General features: G+C 59.9%; 19 protein-coding genes. 6 read left to right on the top strand and 13 right to left on the bottom strand.

Translation table 11 applies throughout. The features are described from left to right. Window positions 1–11: 11 nt before the first annotated feature. The 4 genes from NLU14_RS02450 to NLU14_RS02435 are packed head-to-tail and all read left to right on the top strand — an operon-like array spanning window position 12 to window position 5,032. On the top strand, window positions 12–482 hold the full coding sequence (locus NLU14_RS02450; protein WP_275704573.1) for a DUF4381 domain-containing protein: 471 nt from the start codon (window positions 12–14) through the stop codon (window positions 480–482). Next, window positions 476–1,498: a vWA domain-containing protein gene (locus tag NLU14_RS02445; protein WP_275704572.1), complete on the top strand. Its 1,023-nt coding sequence runs from the start codon at window positions 476–478 to the stop codon at window positions 1,496–1,498. Before NLU14_RS02450 ends, NLU14_RS02445 begins: the two co-directional genes overlap by 7 nt. Further along, window positions 1,491–3,290 carry a vWA domain-containing protein gene (locus NLU14_RS02440; RefSeq protein WP_275704571.1) on the top strand — a complete coding sequence of 600 codons (1,800 nt, stop codon included), beginning with the start codon at window positions 1,491–1,493 and terminating at the stop codon, window positions 3,288–3,290. Before NLU14_RS02445 ends, NLU14_RS02440 begins: the two co-directional genes overlap by 8 nt. Next, window positions 3,284–5,032 carry a BatD family protein gene (locus NLU14_RS02435; protein ID WP_275704570.1) on the top strand — a complete coding sequence of 583 codons (1,749 nt, stop codon included), beginning with the start codon at window positions 3,284–3,286 and terminating at the stop codon, window positions 5,030–5,032. The genes NLU14_RS02440 and NLU14_RS02435 overlap by 7 nt, the downstream gene beginning before the upstream one ends. 4 nt (window positions 5,033–5,036) lie before the next feature. On the opposite strand, the gene ccmI is transcribed toward NLU14_RS02435, so the two are convergent. From ccmI to ccmA, 9 genes are all read right to left on the bottom strand, one after another. Beyond that, complete coding sequence (gene ccmI / locus NLU14_RS02430; protein ID WP_275704568.1) at window positions 5,037–6,314, bottom strand: c-type cytochrome biogenesis protein CcmI; 1,278 nt, start codon at window positions 6,312–6,314, stop codon at window positions 5,037–5,039. 66 nt (window positions 6,315–6,380) lie between these two features. Continuing rightward, window positions 6,381–6,869: a cytochrome c-type biogenesis protein gene (locus NLU14_RS02425; protein WP_275704567.1), complete on the bottom strand. Its 489-nt coding sequence runs from the start codon at window positions 6,867–6,869 to the stop codon at window positions 6,381–6,383. Then, window positions 6,869–7,405 carry a DsbE family thiol:disulfide interchange protein gene (locus NLU14_RS02420; protein WP_275704566.1) on the bottom strand — a complete coding sequence of 179 codons (537 nt, stop codon included), beginning with the start codon at window positions 7,403–7,405 and terminating at the stop codon, window positions 6,869–6,871. Before NLU14_RS02420 ends, NLU14_RS02425 begins: the two co-directional genes overlap by 1 nt. Next, window positions 7,402–9,411 (bottom strand): heme lyase CcmF/NrfE family subunit, encoded by a 2,010-nt coding sequence (locus NLU14_RS02415; RefSeq protein WP_275704565.1) that lies wholly within the window; start codon window positions 9,409–9,411, stop codon window positions 7,402–7,404. The genes NLU14_RS02420 and NLU14_RS02415 overlap by 4 nt, the downstream gene beginning before the upstream one ends. Window positions 9,412–9,449: 38 nt before the next feature. Further along, the gene (ccmE, locus tag NLU14_RS02410; protein ID WP_275704564.1) at window positions 9,450–9,926 is read right to left on the bottom strand and encodes a cytochrome c maturation protein CcmE; all 477 of its coding nucleotides are present in this window, start codon (window positions 9,924–9,926) and stop codon (window positions 9,450–9,452) included. Window positions 9,927–9,940: 14 nt separating this feature from the next. Continuing rightward, on the bottom strand, window positions 9,941–10,168 hold the full coding sequence (gene ccmD / locus NLU14_RS02405) for a heme exporter protein CcmD (protein ID WP_275704563.1): 228 nt from the start codon (window positions 10,166–10,168) through the stop codon (window positions 9,941–9,943). 4 nt (window positions 10,169–10,172) lie between these two features. After that, a complete protein-coding gene (gene ccmC, locus NLU14_RS02400) occupies window positions 10,173–10,916 on the bottom strand; it encodes a heme ABC transporter permease CcmC (protein WP_275704561.1) in 744 nt (247 codons plus the stop codon). 22 nt (window positions 10,917–10,938) lie between these two features. Beyond that, window positions 10,939–11,670, bottom strand: coding sequence for a heme exporter protein CcmB (gene ccmB, locus NLU14_RS02395; RefSeq protein WP_275704560.1), 732 nt, complete (start codon window positions 11,668–11,670; stop codon window positions 10,939–10,941). Next, complete coding sequence (gene ccmA, locus NLU14_RS02390) at window positions 11,654–12,292, bottom strand: cytochrome c biogenesis heme-transporting ATPase CcmA (RefSeq protein WP_275704559.1); 639 nt, start codon at window positions 12,290–12,292, stop codon at window positions 11,654–11,656. Before ccmA ends, ccmB begins: the two co-directional genes overlap by 17 nt. A gap of 133 nt (window positions 12,293–12,425) precedes the next feature. Between ccmA and fliK the strand changes: the two genes are divergently transcribed. Then, the gene (gene fliK / locus NLU14_RS02385) at window positions 12,426–13,772 is read left to right on the top strand and encodes a flagellar hook-length control protein FliK (RefSeq protein WP_275704558.1); all 1,347 of its coding nucleotides are present in this window, start codon (window positions 12,426–12,428) and stop codon (window positions 13,770–13,772) included. A 35-nt stretch (window positions 13,773–13,807) separates the two neighbouring features. Continuing rightward, window positions 13,808–14,110, top strand: coding sequence for an EscU/YscU/HrcU family type III secretion system export apparatus switch protein (locus tag NLU14_RS02380; RefSeq protein WP_275704557.1), 303 nt, complete (start codon window positions 13,808–13,810; stop codon window positions 14,108–14,110). Window positions 14,111–14,122: 12 nt separating this feature from the next. Here NLU14_RS02380 and NLU14_RS02375 read toward each other — a convergent pair whose 3' ends face one another. The 4 genes from NLU14_RS02375 to NLU14_RS02360 all read right to left on the bottom strand — a co-directional run bounded on the left by NLU14_RS02375 (window position 14,123) and on the right by NLU14_RS02360 (window position 16,787). After that, a complete protein-coding gene (locus NLU14_RS02375) occupies window positions 14,123–14,515 on the bottom strand; it encodes a DUF2802 domain-containing protein (protein WP_275704556.1) in 393 nt (130 codons plus the stop codon). Window positions 14,516–14,582: 67 nt separating this feature from the next. Next, window positions 14,583–15,071: a chemotaxis protein CheW gene (locus tag NLU14_RS02370; protein ID WP_275704555.1), complete on the bottom strand. Its 489-nt coding sequence runs from the start codon at window positions 15,069–15,071 to the stop codon at window positions 14,583–14,585. 143 nt (window positions 15,072–15,214) lie between these two features. Continuing rightward, window positions 15,215–15,997, bottom strand: coding sequence for a chemotaxis protein CheW (locus NLU14_RS02365; RefSeq protein WP_275704554.1), 783 nt, complete (start codon window positions 15,995–15,997; stop codon window positions 15,215–15,217). After that, window positions 15,990–16,787, bottom strand: a complete 798-nt coding sequence (locus NLU14_RS02360) for a ParA family protein (protein WP_275704553.1) — start codon at window positions 16,785–16,787, stop codon at window positions 15,990–15,992. Before NLU14_RS02360 ends, NLU14_RS02365 begins: the two co-directional genes overlap by 8 nt. Between the last annotated feature and the right edge of the window lie 142 nt (window positions 16,788–16,929).

Below are 16,929 nucleotides of genomic sequence, written 5' to 3'. Positions count from 1 at the left end.
GCAACAAAACCATGATGGAACAGGATCCACTGAGCCAACTCAGAGACATTCACCTGCCGCAACCCGGTGGTTTCTGGCCACCGGCACCTGGCTGGTGGCTGTTGCTGGCCATTGTCATTGCCCTGGGCATCCTCGCTTTCCTGCTGGCCAGGCGAAAGCTCCGCAAAAACCGCTGGCTGAAAACCGCCCACGCCGAACTGGACAGGCTGGAGCAAACGCCCACGCCCGACAGCGAGTGGTTTGGAGCACTGAATGCACTTCTCAAACAAGCGGCCCGCATCCGCTACCCTGAACGCCTGCCGGAGTCCCTGTCCGGTGAATCCTGGATCCGCTTCCTTCTGGACACCAGCCCGAAAGACCGCATCGCCTCGCGCCCGGTGGTGGAAGCCATGGTGAACAGCAGTTGGCAACCGAAGCCAGAATGCCAAACCGGCGACGCCGTCGCGTTCGCCCGGGTTTGGCTGGGAGGCCAGAAATGCTGAGCCTCGTCTACCCCTGGGTCCTGTTACTGGCCCTGCTGCCCTTGCTAATGCGCCTGCGCAAACGCAGTGCCCAGGCAGTGGAGGCGCCTGTGTTCCCCGTCGGCCACTGGCTCTCCGATTTGCCGGGCGTCAGCCGCAGTGGAAGCCGAGTGCCTCTTTGGCAGCAGTTGGTGCTGTTTCTTATGTGGCTGTTACTGGTAGTGGCACTGGCGCGCCCGCAACACGTGGGAGAGCAGGTACAGTTGCCCGTGAGTGGGCGTGACCTGCTCCTGGCGGTGGATATATCCCCGTCCATGGATGAGCGGGACATGGTCATCCAGGGCCGTAGCATTAACCGGCTGCAGGCGGTCAAGCGCGTCCTTGATGACTTTATCCAGCGCCGTGAAGGCGACCGGCTGGGGCTGTTGTTATTCGGTACCGAGCCCTATATCCAGGCTCCCCTGACGTTCGACCTGGCAACGGTACGCACGCTGCTGAACGAAGCAGGCATCGGCATGGCGGGGCGGGCCACGGCCATCGGTGACGCCCTGGGCCTGGCGGTCAAGCGCCTTCGCAACCGGCCCCAGGAACAGCGGGTGGTTGTACTGCTGACCGATGGCGCCAACACCGCCGGTGAAATTGCTCCGGACAAGGCCGCCGAAATTGCCAAGGCAGCCGGAGTGCGCATCTATACCATTGGTATCGGCGCCGAATCCATGGTTCAGCGCGGGCTGCTGGGCTCTCGCCGGGTTAACCCGTCCCGCGACCTGGATGAAGGACTGCTGAAGCGTATAGCCCAGCAAACCGGCGGGGAGTATTTCAGGGCCCGCAGCCTGCCTGAGCTGGAACTGATCTACGAAAGCATCAACCAGTTGGAGCCCATAGAACTGGAAGGCAAACACTACCGGCCGGTGACTGAACTTTACGCCTGGCCGGCAGGCATGGCGGCCCTGCTCTGGCTGCTGGTGCAATGCTCCAGAATCGCGGGCAACCTGAGAACATCACGGCGCGAAGTACAGGGAGGGGACAATGGCTGATTTTCATTTCCTGCGGCCCCTGTGGCTACTGTTGCTTCTTGCAGCCATCGCATTGCCACTGGTGCTGCGCCGGTTCCGCCAGAGTGACAGCGGCTGGAGTCGGGTCATACCCCCGCAATTACTGCGGCCGCTGATCAGCCAGTCCGGAGCTGCCGGCAGTCAGAAACGGTCGCCCGTGCTGCCGGCGGTGGCAGCCATTGTCGTCCTTGCCATTGCCCTTGCCGGCCCGTCCTGGCGTCAGGCACCAACACCATTACAACAGCAGAACGACAGCCTCGTTATTGTGTTGGATCTGTCGCTGTCAATGTTGGCCACCGACGTGGAACCGAACCGCCTGACGGTGGCCAAACGCAAGATTCGCGATATCCTTAAGGCCCGGGAAGGCAGCCTGACCGCTCTGGTTGTCTATGCAGCCGACGCCCATGTGGTCACCCCGCTCACGGATGACAGCAATACCATTAAGGGTATGCTGGATGTTCTTGAACCAGTGATCATGCCGGCTGCGGGAAACCGCACCGATCTCGGCATCCAGCGCGGCCTTGACCTACTGGAGCAGGGGGCCCCCGGCAAGGGCCGCCTGTTGCTGATCGCAGACAATGTAGACGAGCGCTACCGGGACCGCATCAGCGACACCCTGGCAGACAGCCGGTTCGGTCTCAGTACCCTGACAGTTGGCACCACGGAAGGCGGGCCCATACCGCTCGCGCGCCAGGGATTCATCCGCGACAACGGCGACATTGTAATTACCCGCGCCGACCCTGGAGCCATGACAAGCCTGGCAAACCGTAACGGTGGTGATAGCCACAACCTGACTATTACAAACGAGGATATCCGCGCCCTGGACCTCCGCCCCATCGACTCCGGAGACTGGAAAGACAGCGAACGGGACCTGACAGTCAACCGTTGGCAGGATGACGGCTACTGGCTGTTGTGGCTGGCGGCACCACTGGCCCTGATCGGCTGGCGCCGTGGTGCCATGATCGTGATGTTGTTCGCGCTGTTGCCACTCACACCCCGCCCGGCCATGGCCTTTGACTGGGAGGCTCTGTGGTCACGCCAGGACCAGCGCGCACCGGAGCTGATTAAAAAAGACCCGGAGCGTGCCGCCCAAATTCTCGACGACCCACAATGGCGTGGCAGCGCACTCTATCGCTCAGGCGAGTATGAAACGTCAGCCAAAGCCTTTGCCAATGCCGATACGCCAAATGCGGACTATAACCGTGGCAATGCCCTCGCCCGGGCCGGAAAACTGGAAGAGGCGCTCAAGGCCTATGAAAGTGCCCTGACAAAGGACCCCGACCACGAAGACGCCCGCTTTAACCGTGACCTGGTCAAACAACTGCTGGAGCAGCAACAGAACCAGTCCGATGGTCAGGGGAATGAATCCTCCGACCAGGACGGCGACCAACAGCAGCAGGGCAACCAGCAGAATTCCCAGGGCGGATCAGACAACCAGAATCAGAACGGTAACCCGTCTGACCAGCCCGGCCAGAACCAACCGGATAACCAGCAGAGCAACCAGCAACAAAATAACCAGCAGGACGGGGAAGGCGAGCACCAGGAAAACCAGAGTCAGAGTGAACAACAGAATCAGGCCGATACCGACTCTTCCGAAGGCAACACACAGTCACCACAGGCGCCGGCGGAACTTGAAACTTCACCACTGACCCAGGGACAGGAACAGTGGCTCCGGCGTGTTCCCGACAACCCGGGTGGCCTGCTGCGACGCAACTTCCTGCAGCAGTACCAGGAACGAGAAACACCATCTGACGAGGGCGATACACCATGGTAAACCGGCTGACCGGTCCGTTTATTCTGATACTGCTGCTTGTCATCATGGCGGGACCTGCCATGGCAGCGAACGATCTCACGGTTGAACCAGACAGGACGCGTCTCTACGAGGGCGAAGTGCTCACCCTTACCGTAAAGGGCAGCACCAAAATCGATATCAACCTGAGCAACCTGTTTGATTTCGACATGTCCAATCTGCCCAAACCGGATATCGAAAAGGTGGAGGATAACTTCGAGATCCTTGCCCGCAACCAGCAATATTCAATCCGCACCGTCAATAACGAAATGATTGGCGAAATCACATGGACCTATCAGTTGGCGCCGACGAAGACCGGCAACCTCACCATTCCGGCCCTCAGCTTCCGCGACTCCCGGTCTGAGCCCGTGACCATCGAAGTCATCAGTGGCACACCGCCAGACCAGGAAGCCGATGCATTAAGGGACAGCTTTATCGAGTTGTCCGCAGACAAGGACGAAGTCTACGTGCAGGAGCAACTGGTGCTGACCATCAAGCTGTTCTTCACCGGCAATCTCATTCGTGGCGAGCTGTCCGAACCCGAACACCCGAATGTCATTATCGAATCGCTGGGAAAGCAGAATGAATACACCCGCTACCGTGACGGCGTGCGCTATCGCGTGGTTGAACGCCGCTACGCTCTGTTCCCCCAGCAGGCGGGCCAGTTGAGCCTGCAACCCATCCGTTTCGAGGGGCAGGCCCGCAACAACCAGGGCCAGTTGAAGTTCCTTCGTGACAGCGCAAGCCTGTTCGATATCCCCGTCAAGGGTGTACCGGCCGGGTTCAGCGGTGACACCTGGCTACCCGCACGGAGCCTGGAACTGGCCGAGTCCGGCCTGCCACAGAATCGGAACCTGACAGCAGGCCAGAACCTGACCAGAACGCTCACCATGCAGGCAGACGGCCTGCCGGCGGAAACCCTGCCTCCCCTCCCGGAACGGATGCCAGACGGCATGCGTGCCTACCCCGAGAAGCCCGAACGTACGACCACGCCGGGCAACCACGGGCTGGTCTCACAAATGACCCAGACCACAGCCCTGGTGCCGGTCCAGCCCGGAGAACTGACATTGCCGGAAATCCGGGTTCCCTGGTGGGACACCGAAAGCGACAGCGAAAAAGTCGCTGTCATTCCGCCGCATACGCTAACGGTTGAGGGAGTTCCCGGCCAGATTGAACCCCTGCCCGATAACGCCGAGGCGCCGGAATCCACCTCCGGGGAGGAAAATGCCCCGGCACCAACGGCATCCGGAGGAGACACCAGCGTCGGGTTCTGGCAACTGGCCACCCTGGCTGTTCTTGCTGGCTGGCTGGTCACCCTTGCAGGCTGGTGGTACAGCAGACGACAGGCCAATCGCCGTCAGGAAGCTGGAGTGAACTCCGGGAATGACAGGGAAAAAGTCCTGTTCAGGGACCTTTGTGAAGCAGCACAGGCTGGATCGCCCAAGACCACCGACCTTCTCGTGCGGTGGATATCCCAGAGATATCCGGAACACACATTCCGGAGTGTGGCGGACGTCAACCGGTTCCTGAACGACATGGAACTGGCTGCCGAAATTGAACAACTGCAACAGAGGCTATTCGGAACACCGGGTGAGCCGGCATCGGAACCCTGGCAGGGTGACCGGCTGGTGGCAGCGTTACTGCGTGTACGCGGTAAAGCGAGCGCCCCCACACCTGGCGATCAACTGCCACCACTGTATCCCCGGGGCCTGAACACCAGTCGCTGATGTGCTAATCGATCAGTTGGGTATCGATCACCAGAGTGACCGGCTCGGCGTCGCCTTCGGTCACCGGCACGGGTTCACTGATCTGCCCCTGCCAGTCACCGGCCTGGGGTCTGGCGTTGCCGGATCGGGACAGGCGCGCCTGCAAGCGCACCGCTTCCGCATCCGACAGTTTTGCTTCCGGAGACATACTGAAGCTGTCGTCCAGCCGGATTTCGGCAGGTAACTGACCGGCGGTGAGCCGCGCGACCGCGAGTGGCGGGCCACCCTGGCCGCTGGCACGTCGTGCCAGCACAAACAGGGTTGTGTCGTCGGGAATATCCCCCTGGAAAGCCTCGTCGATTTCGACCCGCACAGTGACACCAACGGAAGATGCCGCCGCGCCATCACCGGATGGTGCCTCGCGGCCAAGGCGCTGGTAAGCCTGCTCAATCCCCTCTCGGATGGAACCGACCTGGGGATGATTCGGCGCGACTTCCACAATACGCTCCCAATAACGGATGGCTTCTTCGTAGTTTTCCTGGCTGAAGGCGTAGATTCCCAACAGTCCCAGCGCATTTACCTCGTCCGGATTCAGCGCCCTGGCTTTTTCAATGGCCTCAGAAACATCGGGATTGAGATCACCCTGGCTCAGGAAGAACTCCGCCTGGGCTGACAGCCCCCAGGCCACCGCCTTGCGGTTGTCGTCCTCCTCGATGCTGCCGGCCAGGCGCTCAAAGGCCCAGGCAGCATCTTCATACTGTTCAAGACGCATATAGGTACGCCCCAGCATGGCCCAGCCATCGGTGTTCTCGGGATTCTCCTCAAGCCGCTCACGAAGTTGGGCGGTCAGTTCCTGCATCTGTGCCAGTCGGTCACCATCAGCTGCCATCATTTCCTGCATGGCACGGAACTGCTCAACGTCGTCCATCGCACCCCACTGCTGATACAAAAACACCGCAGCGGCGGGAATAACGAAGAGGCTGACAACCACAACCGCAATGGCGCTTTTTCCACCCCTGCCCCGGGCTGGCGTGCCAAGTACACCCTCGCCGGCATCGGGCACATCATCAAGCATGCTACCCGCCAATTCTTCCCGGAGTTGACGGTAGCTTTCCTCATCCATCACCCCCGCTTCAAACTCATTGTCCAGTTCTGCCATCCGGCTGCGGTAAGCCAGCAAATTCTGGTTGCGCAGATCCATCTCCGCGCGTCGTCCGGAACGGTGAAAAAACAGGGGAGCAACCACAAACGCGAGAGCGAGGATGATTAATACTGCGGCCGTCAGCCAGAAAGTCTGTGTCATAGAACGGTCATTAATCCGGTTAAGAGGGAATGAATCGTGAAATCATGGTGATTTACCGGCCGCCATTCATCCTGAAGAACGATCGGAATCGTCGCCATCAAGAATCCTGGATGCCCGAGCACGTTCTTCATCGGTCAGTGCCGGCTCGCTCTGGTCGCTACGACGGGAGCGGATAATGATACCGGCAACCACCAGGAGGCCGCCGAATACCACAATGGCCGGAGTTGCCCACAACAGGATGGTGCGGCTATCCACCTCGGGCTTGTAACGAACGAATTCGCCAAAACGGTCGACCAGCGCCCCCACAATCTCCTCGTTGCTGGCGCCATCAGACATCATGCGGTAAACCTCCTCCCGCATATCCTTGCTGATGGGCGCGTTGGAGTCGGCAATATTCTGGTTCTGGCATTTCGGACACCGCAACTCTGAAATCAGCGACTGGAACCGCTGCTCTTGCGCCTGTGACTCGAAGCCGTAAACATCACGTGCGTCATCGGCCAGAGCAAAGGGCACCAGCATGAACAACAACGCAAGGGCAATCGTTGAGCGCAACATCAGGTTTTCTCCCCGTATCGCTCAACCAGGGGCTTGATCTCCTGCTCCCATACCTTTTCGTTCACCACGCCCACGTGGCGGTAACGCACAATACCCTCCGCATCAATCACGTAGGTTTCCGGCGCGCCGTAAACGCCCAGGTCAAAACCAAGGCTGCCGCGGGGATCGTAGATCGATACCTGGTATGGATCTCCCAGCCGGTCGAGCCAGACCAGGGCATCATCACGGTTGTCCTTGTAGTTGAGGCCGACAATGCGCACACCTTTCTCTTCCGCCAGCCAGACCAGGTCAGCATGCTCGTCACGGCAGGCAGGGCACCAGGTACCCCAAACGTTCAGTAGTGACACCTGCCCCTTGAAGACATCCCGTGTCAGTTCCCTGCCCTCGTCATGAAGGTCTGTCAGTACAAACTCGGGCACTGGCTTGCCAATCAGGGCCGACTCCAGTTCGTTGGGATCCTTGCCAATACCCGCGAACAGGACCACACCCAGCACCACGGCCAGTACCAACGGAACAAACAGGAGAATCCGCTTCATGAGGCAATTCCCGCCGGATCCGGACGGCCCCTGTCACCCACTGGTGACGACGCTTCCCGGCTATCCGGCACCTTGTCGCGAATACGGTAACGACGATCGGATATTGCCAGGAAGCCGCCAGCGGCCATAAACAGCGCTCCAAGCCATAGCCAGCGTACCAATGGCTTGTACTGCACCCGGATCGCCCAGGCATCGTCGGATACCCGCTCACCGATCGCGACAAAAATATCCCGGAACAATCCCGCGTCAATTCCCGCCTCGGTCATGGTATTGCGCTGGACCATGTACTGGCGCTTCTCAGGAAAAAGGGTGGACACCGCCTCACCCTCGCGATCAGAAATCTCGAAACGTCCGTATTCGGCGGTAAAGTTCTCACCCCTTCGGTTACCAATCTCGGTAAACGCAACCCGGTAGTCACCAACCATCGCGGTATCACCGGGAGACATACGCACGTCCCGCTCAATCCCGTAATTGGAAGCAATCGTTGCACCGGCCATGGTGATGGCCAGCCCAAGATGTCCGAATACCATACCGTAGTAACTGCGGGACTGACGCCTGAGGCCGTGGAGCCGCCCTTTTCTGGAACCGGACTTGCCCCGGAGATCCCAGAAGGTTGCCACCGAAATCCAAACAGCGGCAAACACACCGCCAAAGGCCCAGGGCTCGAAGCTGCCATAGCCCGCGATTATGGCCGATGTCGCGACGACGCTGATCGCCAGCGGCCATAACAGTTTGCGGCCCAGCCAGCCACCGTCGGTTTTTTTCCAGCGGGAGAAGATACCAGCACCCAGCAACAAACCTGCGGCAATGCCCAATGGGCTGAACGTCAGGCTGAAGAAGGGTTCACCAATGGACAGCCGCCCCATATCAAGGTAATCCAGTACCAGGGGATACAAGGTTCCCACAAGGACCAGCAGCGTGGCCGCAACCAGCAGCACATTGTTGAGCAGCAGGAAGATTTCCCGCGACAGACTGCCGTAACGGGAGCGCACATGCACCACCGGTGCCCTGAACGCATACAGGGTCAGGCTTGAAACGATGGTGATGGCCAGCAACGCCAGCAGGAAGGTGCCACGGTCGGGGTCCGATGCAAAGGCATGCACGGAGGTCAGCACTCCGGACCGCACCAGGAAGGTTCCGAGCAGACTCAGGGAGAAGGTAACGATCGCCAGCAGCACTGTCCAGCTTTTGAAGACGCCGCGCTTCTCGGTCACCGCCAGGCTGTGCATCAATGCCGTTCCGGACAACCAGGGCAGTAGCGACGCGTTCTCCACCGGGTCCCAGAACCACCAGCCGCCCCAGCCAAGCTCGTAATAAGCCCACCAGCTACCCAAAGCAATGCCGAGGGAAAGAAAGGCCCAGGCCACCGTGGTCCAGGGGCGTGACCAGCGAGCCCAGGCAGCGTCCAGTTTGCCGTTAATCAACGCCGCGATGGCGAACGCAAAGGCCACGGAAAAGCCCACGTACCCCATATACAGCATCGGCGGATGCACAATCAGGCCGAAGTCCTGCAGCAAGGGATTCAGATCGGCGCCATCAGCAGGAACGTTGGGAAGAGTACGAACAAAAGGATTGGAGGTCATAATGGTAAACAGCAGGAATCCCACGGTAACCATGCCCAACACGGATAACACCTGGGACACCATCACCGCCGGCAGGCGCCGGCTGAACACGGCAACCGCCAGCGTCCAACTGACGAGCATCAGTACCCAGAGCAACAGCGAGCCTTCATGGCCACCCCACACGGCACTGAACTTGTAATACCAGGGCAGCATGCTGTTGCTGTTATTGGCCACATAGGCCACCGAAAAATCGTCTGTCACGAAAGCGTGGGTCAGTACCCCAAACGCCAACACCACAAACACAAACAGGCCCGCCGACAGCGGCCGGGCAAAGGCCAGCAACTGATCACGACCGGTCACCGAGCCTACCAGGGGGACCACGGAAAGGAGCACTGCCAGCAACAGCGCGAGTATCAGTGCGATCTGTCCGAGTTCCGGATACATCAGGGTTCTCCAACTCTTCTATAAATAGGCCAGCAGTTCTAGTAACCGGCGCTGGATTCACCGGCCGCAGCCGGCATGGCAGCCCGTTTGCCGGCAGCCTTGTCCAGGGCTTCGTTGACCTCCGGTGGCATGTAGTTCTCATCGTGCTTCGCCAGTACCTGGTCCGCCACAAAACGACCATTACCGTCCATGCGGCCCATGGCCACGACACCCTGCCCCTCGGCAAACAGATCCGGCAGGATTCCGGTGTACTCCACCAGCACGGATGAGGTGAAGTCCGTTACCTTGAACTCAACCTTCAGGCTTTCCGGGTCACGCTGAACCGACCCTTCTTCCACCATGCCACCGGCCCGAATACGAACGTCCACCGGTGCTTCACCACTGGCAATCTGGCTCGGATCGTAAAACAGGTTGATGTTCTGCCGTAGCGCGTAGGTGGTCAGGGCAACAGCCACTGACACCCCGACAAGCAGAAAAAGGACAATGGTGAGCCGTTTTTTTCGGATCGGGTGCATGTTTCGTATACCAGTCAGTCTTGTGAGGATTCAATTCGGGTAAAGCTGGCGGCAGCCGAGCGTTCATCCCGCACCGGTGCGCTATCCATGCGGCGGCGTTGTTGTGCAATGATGACGCGGCGCTGGCGCAGTGACCACCAGGTAATAGCGCCCATCAGCAGGAAAAACACCGCGTAACAGGTCCAGACATAAGGGCCGTGACCGTCCATCGCCATGAAGGCGGCAAAAGAGTCGAATGCCATCCGCTCAGTTCCCCCGTGCCTGAACCAGTTCTTTTACCCAGCGGGTGCGACCTTCCCGCGCCAGTATGTCGGTCTGCATGCGCAAACACGCCAGCCAGCCGAATATCAGATAAAGCCCCAGTACCGAGAGTAACAGCGGCACCCACATTTCCGCAGGCATACTGGGCTTTTCCGTCAATTTGAACGTGGCGGGCTGGTGAAGGGTATTCCACCACTCCACGGAATACTTGATGATCGGTATATTCACTACGCCCACCAGCACCAGCACGGCCACTGCACGTGCCGATGATTTTTCATCGGAAATGGCCGCCCCCAGGGCCATTACCCCAAAATAGAGAAACAGCAGTATAAGCATGGAGGTCAGTCGGGCATCCCAGATCCACCAGGTTCCCCAGGTGGGCTTGCCCCAGACCGCACCGGTGAACAGTGCCAGAAAGGTCAGCACGGCCCCCACCGGCGCCGCGGACCGGACAAATACATCCGCCAGTTTCATGCGCCACACCAACGTTACCAGGGCAGCAACCGCCATCATGATGTAGACGGACTGGGCCAGAAAGGCAGACGGCACGTGGATAAATATGATGCGGTAACTGTTACCCTGCAGGTAATCCTGTGGTGCGAACACCAGCCCCCAGACAATACCGGTCATAAACAGGGCAACGCCGATGCCAAGCAGCCAGGGCATCAGTGCCGATGCAATGCCGAAGAACCACTTTGGTGACCCCAGCTTGTGAAAGATTTGCCACATCAGGTCGTTACCTTATTACCTTTTAACTGTTGGACAGACTGATTCGCAGCGCTGCGGCCGATGCAAACGGGGCCAGTGTCAGGGCCAGCACCAGGAATGCGCCCATCAGCGCAAGTTGTCCGCCCACCGGCGCGCCCTCCGAAGCGGCCATTACCGTACCAGTGCCAAAAATCAGCACCGGAATGTACAGCGGAATGATCAGCAGGGACAAGAGCACTCCCGCCGATCGCAACCCGAGTGTCAGTGCCGCACCGATGGAGCCAATCAGGCTGAGCACCGGCGTTCCGATCAGCAGCGTTAGACACAGAACCGCAATAGAGTTCCCTTCCAGATGCACCATCACCCCGAGAACCGGCGCCAACAGCACCAGAGGCAGGCCGGTGAGCACCCAGTGCGCCAGAGATTTGGCCAGTACCAGCAGGAACAGCGGCTGGGGCTGGAGCACCAGTTGTTCCAGCGTGCCGTCGTCGAAATCATGACGGAACAGATGGTCCAGCGACAATAACACGGACAGCAGTGCGGCAACCCAGAGGATACCGCTACCGGCCTCCCGCAGAAATGACACTTCCGGACTAACCCCGAGGGGGAAAAGGGTGACAACCATGACGAAAAACAGCAACGGATTCAGCAGATCCTGGGGCTGGCGCAATGCGATTTTCAGATCCCGGACAAATACGGCCTTCATCGCCGACAACGTGCCCACCGACATATCCGGCGTGCAAATGGGCAGCCCGGTTTCAGAGGCCATGGTCATCACCGCCTCCCAGGGTAATCCGATGCATCGAAGGCAGGTACAGGTCGTGGTGTGTGGTCACCACGATGGCGCCACCACTCTCAACCCGTTCCTGCAGCAATCGTTCCAGGGCAGCCACCCCATGCCGGTCGATCGCAGTGAATACCTCATCCAGTATCCACAGGGGTTCATCCGCGATCAGTAGCCTGGCAAGGGCGACCCGACGCTGCTGCCCGGCAGACAGGTTGCGGCTGGGCACATTCTGGAAACCACCCAGGCCAGTACCTTCCAGCGCCTGCCAGAGCACTTTGTCCGGAAGCGGTCTGCGCCCTGCCATCAGGGCCCGGAGGTTTTCCATGGGGGTCAACAACGGCTTGATGCCCGGTCGATGGCCCAGATAGAGCATGTTGCGGAGGAATTCTTCCCGGTAGGCGTGGCGGCTTTTACCCCGCCAGAGCAGGTCGCCGCTGTAACTGTCATTCAATCCCGCCAGAATTCTCAGCAGCGTGGTTTTGCCGGAACCGTTGGGGCCCTCGACACGGGTCAGCGTACCGGGCAGTATGGATAAAGAAAGATCCCGGAACAGCGTCCGGTCAGCGCGCTCACACTGCAGATTGACAGCCTGTAGTAACGGCTCAGACATCGGGGCCCCAGAGCTGGTGTACACATTACTGACCCGGCGGGTTCAGACGTTCGGAAAGGCAATACTTACCGGCGGGGCGTATTATAGCGAAAGCGCCTCAGAATTACTCTTGTCTGACATCAAATCAGTGGCAATGAAATTACCAAACGGTAACCCCACACCACCACCCAAATCCGATTCACCGGTGCCGGCAACCAACCGGCCCACCGGCGAACAGCCCTCCGCCAGACTGGACGCGGCATCCGCCCGTGTGCAGCTTGATCAGCTCAAGCTTGCCAACCGCGAAGCGACCCTCGCACGTGTGGCGGAAGTGATCAGCCGCCAGTCATCAGCCGGAGCACAATTGTTACTGGATATCCGCGGCCAGTCGCTGACCGTCCAGGCGGCGATCGGTGACACGTCACTGGAAACCGGTGACTGGGTCAAGGTCATGCGGGCAGGCAACGAGCTGCAATTGATGGGCAAGCTGGCCCAGGCGCCGGAAGCGGGTATTTCCAGGGCACTGGCCCAACGCCTGCCCTGGCAGCAATCCATTGATGCCGGCCTTGCCAGAGTGCTGACCGCGCTGACCGGCGGCGCAAGACCCGACAGCGGAGCAACGGGCACACCGCTCAACGCCCCACCACAACCACTTCCACAACCGGTCAGGCAGGCGATTGAACAACTGGTGGCAAGATTGCCCTCCAGCCAGTCCTTGACGCCGGGCGCCGGAACCCAACCCGGTGCGGCAAACCAACTGAAGCAGTGGGTTGAGGAGAGCGGGCTGTTTGCTGAATCGCGGCTTGCCAGGGCACCTGAGGCAACCCTGCCCGACCTGAAGCTGGCTATCGGGCGAATCATCACCACCCTGCTCGCACAGCAAGGAGACGGTCCCGACGCGTTCAACCGGCTTACTCCGTTACCCAGCCCGGAGCTCATGCAGGCACCACTGCAATTTCCCAATACCTTTCCGCCACCACCGCCACAATCCTCGGCCGAGCCAACCGTCGGGCAGATGTTAAGGCTGCTGGCAGGCATGCTTAATCGCATTACCGTCAACCAGCTGCATAGCCAGGTACTGTCCACCCGGACGACCGCTGAAGCGCCAACGCCGGTATCAACCCTGTTACTGGAACTGCCCTGGCTGAACCCCAACAACGAACCCCGGATTGCACAGCTGCGGATTGAACAGGAACGGCCTGACAGCGAACACCAGCAAGCCGGGAAAGCCCGGGCAACGGAGTGGCGGCTGTCGCTTGCCATGGACCTGGACGAGGCCGGGCCTCTGCATTTCGATGTTTCCCTGCGGCAGGATCAGGTATCAGCGCAGGTGTGGGCGGAGAAACAGTCAACGCTGCGCCAGGTGCGGGAAGACCTGCCACAGTTACGCAAGAGCCTGTCGGATATTGGTCTGGACGTAGTTGATCTGGAGTGTCGCCGCGGGACGCCACAAGGCGCGAGCACCCGTCTTGAACACCGGCTTGTGGACACCAGGGTATGAGCAGTGGAAATGGGCAGCAAAAATGAGTAGCAATAATGAGAAGAGAGAACCGAAACACGGACTCACCAGCAGCAGTGGCACTGAAATACGATGGCGAGCGGGCCCCCGTCATTGCCGCAAGCGGCACCCACGAACTGGCGGAAGAGATTATCCGCATTGCCCGTGAACACAACGTGCCGCTTTACGAAAACCCGGAGCTGGCCAGCATACTGGCACGGCTGGAGTTGAACGACGAGATCCCGGAAACCCTGTACCGGGTTGTGGCGGAAATTCTTGCCTTTGCCTTCAATCTGCAGGGCCGTACGCCAGAGGACGCCGGGCGGCCCCGGGCAGACTGATTGCTCCCCGGCTTATGCAGCCTGGCGCTTGCGTAGCGCGGAAACCAGCTCGGCCTCCGGGCGGGAGATACCGCAGGTGTTCATCAGGTCGTCGATATCCGCTCCCAGGTCTACCAGCCTGGAGGCTTCGTCGTAGGAAATCCTGAGGGGATCGTTCTGCCGCATTTCATCCAGCATGCCGCGCAGTTCGTGAAGCTGTCGCTCACAGGTAACCACCCGCTGCCCGACCCCCATGCTGCCACTGGCCGTTGCGTGGAGCTCCCTGCCCAGGGTTTCGCAACGCTCTTTCAGTTGTTCCCGGAGCTTCCGGTTTTCACGGCGTGACAACAGGCCCTGGGCAAACAACAGGCCCAGAGCAGCGACTGTCAGAAGCCACGGTGCCAGGGAAGAGATTTCTGCAAACATGATGGACGTCCTCGGTTAGTTGAACCACGGGGCGCCCATCCTGCCTGCTGTCCGGCGACAGCCGGTATTACAGTGCGGAGATTTCAGCCCACTCGTGGTCTGTCAACATCTTGTCGAACTCGACCAATATGATCAGTTCGCCGTTCTTGTTACACACGCCCTGGATGAACTTGGCACTTTCCTCGTTCCCCACGTTGGGCGCGGTCTCTATTTCACTGGCTTTCAGGTACACCACCTCAGCCACGGAATCCACCAGGATACCCATCACCTGGTTGGATGACTCCATCACCACAATGCGTGTCGCGTCCGTTACTTCCGCATCCGCCAGCCCAAAGCGACGGCGGGTGTCTATAACGGTCACTACATTGCCGCGCAGGTTGATGATGCCCAGAACGTAGTCCGGAGCACCCGGAACCGGCGCGATCTCGGTGTACCGCAACACTTCCTGGATCTGCATGACGTCAATGCCATAGGTTTCGTCATCCAGCCTGAAGGTTACGTACTGCAGTACCTGATCATCCTGGGCCTGATTTTGCTGTCCGCTCGGGGATGCCATAGCCTTGTGTCTCCTGTTCGGCTGCCCGGCGGGCAGCCTGATCGTCAAAAATTCATCATCAGTGCCCAATACTATAGTTCAGGGCACAAACCGTGCCAGCAGAGCACGGTTTCATTCGGTAACCGATGTAATCGAATAACGGCCTAACTCAGGTCGAGGTGGTGTTCACGCTCGGCCCGCACCAGCAAATCCGCCATGGTTTTCACATCGACCAACGCGCACATATGGTCAACGACCGTACCCGCCAGCCAGGGCCGCTTGCTACGGGCCGTGCGCCAGCGAACTTCGTCCGGCTTCAGGGTAAAGGACTGGGCCACGTCGTCACAGGCCAGACCCCATTCACTGCTGTCCAGCCGGATCACGAAGCGGTAGTTGTCCCTTGCATCAGCCGGCGCGCGGCCAGCCATGATCCACTCGGCGGTATCCACCACCCGCAGGTTATGATCCCGGTCAGGGCGCATGCCCATGTACCAACGGGGGCTGCCGGGAATCGGCTTGACCGGCTCCTCGATGCGATGGATGGCGCCCAACAGTATCAGGGGAACCGCCAGCTGCAGCCCGGCAACCGTGAAGATCAGGCACTCGAACGGCTTGTCTGACCATTCCGGCCGCCCGGGGGGCTCTGGCTCGGGAGGCGACGGAATATCGGCGGCCTGCTTCTGCTCAATCGGTGGCGGCTTCACCTCCGGCGCCTTTTCGGCCACCGGTGTCACTGGCTTGCGGGTCTCAACCTCTGTTTTTGCAGCGGTCCTGGCCACAACGCGCGCAGGCGGGGGCGCTACACGCGTACGTTCACGGGCTACCGGCTTAGGCGGTTCGGGCTCTTCCTGCAGGGCGCCGTCGGTCGCTGTATGGAGCAACTCGTCCAGGTAACTGGCGATGGCGGACGTGGGGTCCGCCACCTGTGTCAATTTTTTGTCAGGCATGGCGGCGCTCCGCCACTGTGCCGGTCATTTCCTGCAGGTCGCTCAACAGGCGGACATAGGCCCTCACACCGTGGGTTCCCGCATCCAGTGCCGACGGCGTTACGCCGGCCTGGCTGGCATCCCGGAATTTGGTATCCACCGGAATGGCGAAGCGCCAGAGGGTGTCGGTGTGGGTTTTTCGCAACTGGTTGAGGCTTTTCACCGAGGCCTGGGTGCGCCGGTCAAACAGCGTCGGCACGATGGTGTAGGAAAGCTGGTTTTTCTGGGAGCGCATGATCATGGTCAGCGTGTGCAGCATCCGCTCAAGACCCTTGATGGCCAGAAACTCGGTCTGGACGGGGATAACCAGGTGCTGGGCGGCGGCAAGCGCGTTCACCATCAACACGCCCAGGGACGGCGTGTTGTCCAGCAGGACATAATCAAAGTCGTCCCACAGCTGGGCCAGGGCACGGGATATAATCAGCCCCATCCCCTCGACACCCACCATTCGCCGTTCAAGGGTCGCCAGTGCGGTACTGGCCGGCAACAGAGAGAGGCCCGGGCAACTGGTTTCAGTAATCAGTTGGGCGGGCAGGCCATCAGGCACCTTGCCCTGGTGCTGGAAGAGGTCATACACGCTATGGGCAATGGTGTCCGGGTCATACCCGAACCAGCTTGTAAGCGAGCCGTGGGGGTCCAGGTCTACCACCAGCACGCGTTTACCGCTTTCGGCCAGCAGACCACCCAACGCCACCACCGATGTGGTTTTACCCACACCGCCTTTCTGATTGGCTACTGCCCAGATTCGCACGCTGCACTCTCCAAAAATATCAGCCCCGGAAACGCCGGAAACCATAGGGAGTTATCGGCCATCGTCCGCTCAACTTGAAAACAATCCGGCAAGGGATTGCCGACACCAAAGATGTACGGGAGTTAATACAGATATTGTGCCA

It is taken from the genome of Marinobacter iranensis (genome assembly GCF_029207565.1).
Classification (GTDB): domain Bacteria; phylum Pseudomonadota; class Gammaproteobacteria; order Pseudomonadales; family Oleiphilaceae; genus Marinobacter; species Marinobacter iranensis.
Note: the sequence above shows the minus strand (reverse complement) of the source record. Positions and strands in the feature narration are given on the sequence as shown.

What these genes read in the sequence shown, in the direction of transcription:
- NLU14_RS02450 (WP_275704573.1), top strand. Translation starts at nt 12, where the DNA reads ATGATGGAACAGGATCCACTGAGCCAACTCAGAGACATTCACCTGCCG.
- NLU14_RS02445 (WP_275704572.1), top strand. Translation starts at nt 476, where the DNA reads ATGCTGAGCCTCGTCTACCCCTGGGTCCTGTTACTGGCCCTGCTGCCC.
- NLU14_RS02440 (WP_275704571.1), top strand. Translation starts at nt 1,491, where the DNA reads ATGGCTGATTTTCATTTCCTGCGGCCCCTGTGGCTACTGTTGCTTCTT.
- NLU14_RS02435 (WP_275704570.1), top strand. Translation starts at nt 3,284, where the DNA reads ATGGTAAACCGGCTGACCGGTCCGTTTATTCTGATACTGCTGCTTGTC.
- ccmI (WP_275704568.1), bottom strand. Translation starts at nt 6,314, where the DNA reads ATGACACAGACTTTCTGGCTGACGGCCGCAGTATTAATCATCCTCGCT.
- NLU14_RS02425 (WP_275704567.1), bottom strand. Translation starts at nt 6,869, where the DNA reads ATGTTGCGCTCAACGATTGCCCTTGCGTTGTTGTTCATGCTGGTGCCC.
- NLU14_RS02420 (WP_275704566.1), bottom strand. Translation starts at nt 7,405, where the DNA reads ATGAAGCGGATTCTCCTGTTTGTTCCGTTGGTACTGGCCGTGGTGCTG.
- NLU14_RS02415 (WP_275704565.1), bottom strand. Translation starts at nt 9,411, where the DNA reads ATGTATCCGGAACTCGGACAGATCGCACTGATACTCGCGCTGTTGCTG.
- ccmE (WP_275704564.1), bottom strand. Translation starts at nt 9,926, where the DNA reads ATGCACCCGATCCGAAAAAAACGGCTCACCATTGTCCTTTTTCTGCTT.
- ccmD (WP_275704563.1), bottom strand. Translation starts at nt 10,168, where the DNA reads ATGGCATTCGACTCTTTTGCCGCCTTCATGGCGATGGACGGTCACGGC.
- ccmC (WP_275704561.1), bottom strand. Translation starts at nt 10,916, where the DNA reads ATGTGGCAAATCTTTCACAAGCTGGGGTCACCAAAGTGGTTCTTCGGC.
- ccmB (WP_275704560.1), bottom strand. Translation starts at nt 11,670, where the DNA reads ATGACCATGGCCTCTGAAACCGGGCTGCCCATTTGCACGCCGGATATG.
- ccmA (WP_275704559.1), bottom strand. Translation starts at nt 12,292, where the DNA reads ATGTCTGAGCCGTTACTACAGGCTGTCAATCTGCAGTGTGAGCGCGCT.
- fliK (WP_275704558.1), top strand. Translation starts at nt 12,426, where the DNA reads ATGAAATTACCAAACGGTAACCCCACACCACCACCCAAATCCGATTCA.
- NLU14_RS02380 (WP_275704557.1), top strand. Translation starts at nt 13,808, where the DNA reads ATGAGAAGAGAGAACCGAAACACGGACTCACCAGCAGCAGTGGCACTG.
- NLU14_RS02375 (WP_275704556.1), bottom strand. Translation starts at nt 14,515, where the DNA reads ATGTTTGCAGAAATCTCTTCCCTGGCACCGTGGCTTCTGACAGTCGCT.
- NLU14_RS02370 (WP_275704555.1), bottom strand. Translation starts at nt 15,071, where the DNA reads ATGGCATCCCCGAGCGGACAGCAAAATCAGGCCCAGGATGATCAGGTA.
- NLU14_RS02365 (WP_275704554.1), bottom strand. Translation starts at nt 15,997, where the DNA reads ATGCCTGACAAAAAATTGACACAGGTGGCGGACCCCACGTCCGCCATC.